The organism is Leptotrichia sp. OH3620_COT-345 (genome assembly GCF_003932895.1).
Classification (GTDB): Bacteria; Fusobacteriota; Fusobacteriia; order Fusobacteriales; family Leptotrichiaceae; genus Pseudoleptotrichia.
The window spans coordinates 1-2,246 of record NZ_RQYW01000047.1; the positions used below are offsets into that span (position 1 = coordinate 1).

The window sequence follows — 2,246 nt, forward strand, 5'->3', positions numbered from 1 at the left end:
GAAGTAAAGGAAAACGGGTATTTAAAAGACGGTAAGATAATAGACCTTTTAATGTCGCAACTTACAGATGAAGACAGAGTAAGACTTAACAGATATACAGATAAGGATATGCAGTTTAAGGAACTTACAGGAGATGACAGAGTAGACGGAAAAACGGTAATAAACGGAAAATATCAAAGAAAAGCAGACTATCTAAAAAATGTATCTAAAGCGCAAAAGTATTTGAATACAGAAGAAAGTGTAAAAAAATATAAGGAACATACAAAAAAAAATATAAACAAATACAGAAAGGATAAATTAAAAGGAGAAAAACTTGAAAAAGAAGTCAATATAATGACAGAACTGGAATATAAAAGAAAATATAAAGAAATAAGAGAAGATGAAAGTAATGAAAAGAAAACAAAGGAAATTTTTAAAGATCCGTTAGGTAAGAAATATATTAATAACTTGAAAGAAAAAGAGTTATTAGAAAAAATAGTAAACAGCGGTGACAGTTATGATAATATTTTCTATTATTTTAATATGCAAGGAGAAGCAAGAGGAGTTGTATTAGAAAATTTAAGACGACAGACAGAAGCATATAAAAAAGACTCAGGTAAAAAAATGCCTAAAGAAGAAATGGATAAAAGAATAATAGCATATATGGAAAATCCGGGACAACTGGTAAGTGATATTAATTTAAGAGGAATGAGTCTTGATACAGCTATAGAGATTGCACAATATCAGAGTTATTCTAAACCTGAAAATGCAAAAAATTTTACCATATTTGATTATAGAGATAAGGTTGGTCAAGTAGAGAATATATATTTTAAAAATGGTAAAGAAAGAAGACCAATGCAGATAATGGATTCCTATAGAACACCTTCAGGATTGGAAATAGTAAAGGTAAAAGATATACAGACAGGATTGACATTTACTCTTGGGCAAGGTAGTAACCCTGATTTAATTAACTGGGCAAAAAATAAAGCAGTCAGTATAGGAAAAAATGCAATAGAAAAAGGGAGATTTGAATTAGGAGATGTTGCAGGAGATGATGACTGGTTTAATAATATGTTTGGAAATATGCAGTTACCAATAAATCCGATTGCAAAAGCAGGAAACTATATTGCACGAGGTGCATATATAATAAAAAATGAAGCAGAAATAAGTAAAGAAATAACAGACATAAATTTGAAAATATTAACTATGAAAGGAATAGATACAAAAAGTGTAAATAATATAATAAGGAAAGTAACTGATATAAATAAAACTTTATCTACTCCGAGTCAGGATTATAAGAAATGGGAAACTGAAACATATATGAGCGGTATACCTAATACACCTAAACAATATGTAGATTTAAGAGGGTATTATGAAAATACAATAAAAGAGGAAACAAATAGACTGAAAAAACTTGGCTACAGTGAAGAAGAAGCACAGAGAAGAGCAGCAAGAGGCAATGTATATGGAGGGCATTCACTGTCAATGGGAGCAGGTACACATGCAGTTTCTTATACCCCAAATTCTCAGGCAATAGGATCAGATCCGGCACCGAGACAGAGCATAGGACCACATACATCAGGTATATTAATAGTAAATCCAAAAAATGGATTGTTAAATGAAACAAAAAAAGTTGATGGAATAATAACGAGTAAATTTAATCCTGGAATGTATGGGATAAGACCGTTTGAGATATTTACGGGAGGAGTAAATAAGAATTTAGAAAGAACAAAGACGATAGCAACATATGAAACGTCAGGACAGTTTTACATAGAGGAAAAGAAAAAGTATGACCCACATAGAGTAAATGAAATAGGAGAAAAAGGGTGGTATATGATAATAAATGCTCCAGTAAAACCGGAAAAGACTAAGAATAGAGAGAAGAAGTGATAGCTATGAAAAAGAGTTTAATACTAACGTTGACATTTCTCCTGTTACTTTCACAATGTGGAAAAATATTAAAGTTAATAAAAGATGCAAAACATAGGAAAGAAAGCAAAGAAATATTAAATAACATAGTAATAGAAATGAAAAGAGACTATAATTTAATAGTAGATAAAGATAAGTACGAAGTAAATGTATTAGGAATAATGCCGGGAAGCATATTTATAAGATATTATAGTTACGGAATAAGAAAGAAAGGAAAAGAAGAGTATAAATCAAAATATTTTAAGGAGTTTGAAGAAGAATATTATGGATTTATTCCAGGAGAGGGGGCATTAGGAGATGATATAGGATACAGATATACAGATAACTTATTTATTATG

2 protein-coding genes are annotated in these 2,246 nt (G+C 30.1%); both read left to right on the plus strand.

Annotated features, from left to right (window positions below):
* Positions 1 to 1,869, plus strand: a 1,869-nt coding sequence (locus EII29_RS12240) for a hypothetical protein (RefSeq protein WP_158612531.1), incomplete at its 5' end; no start/stop codon positions are given.
* Positions 1,870 to 1,874: 5 nt separating this feature from the next.
* A partial coding sequence (locus EII29_RS11170) for a hypothetical protein (RefSeq protein WP_148096427.1) occupies positions 1,875 to 2,246 on the plus strand: 372 nt, incomplete at its 3' end.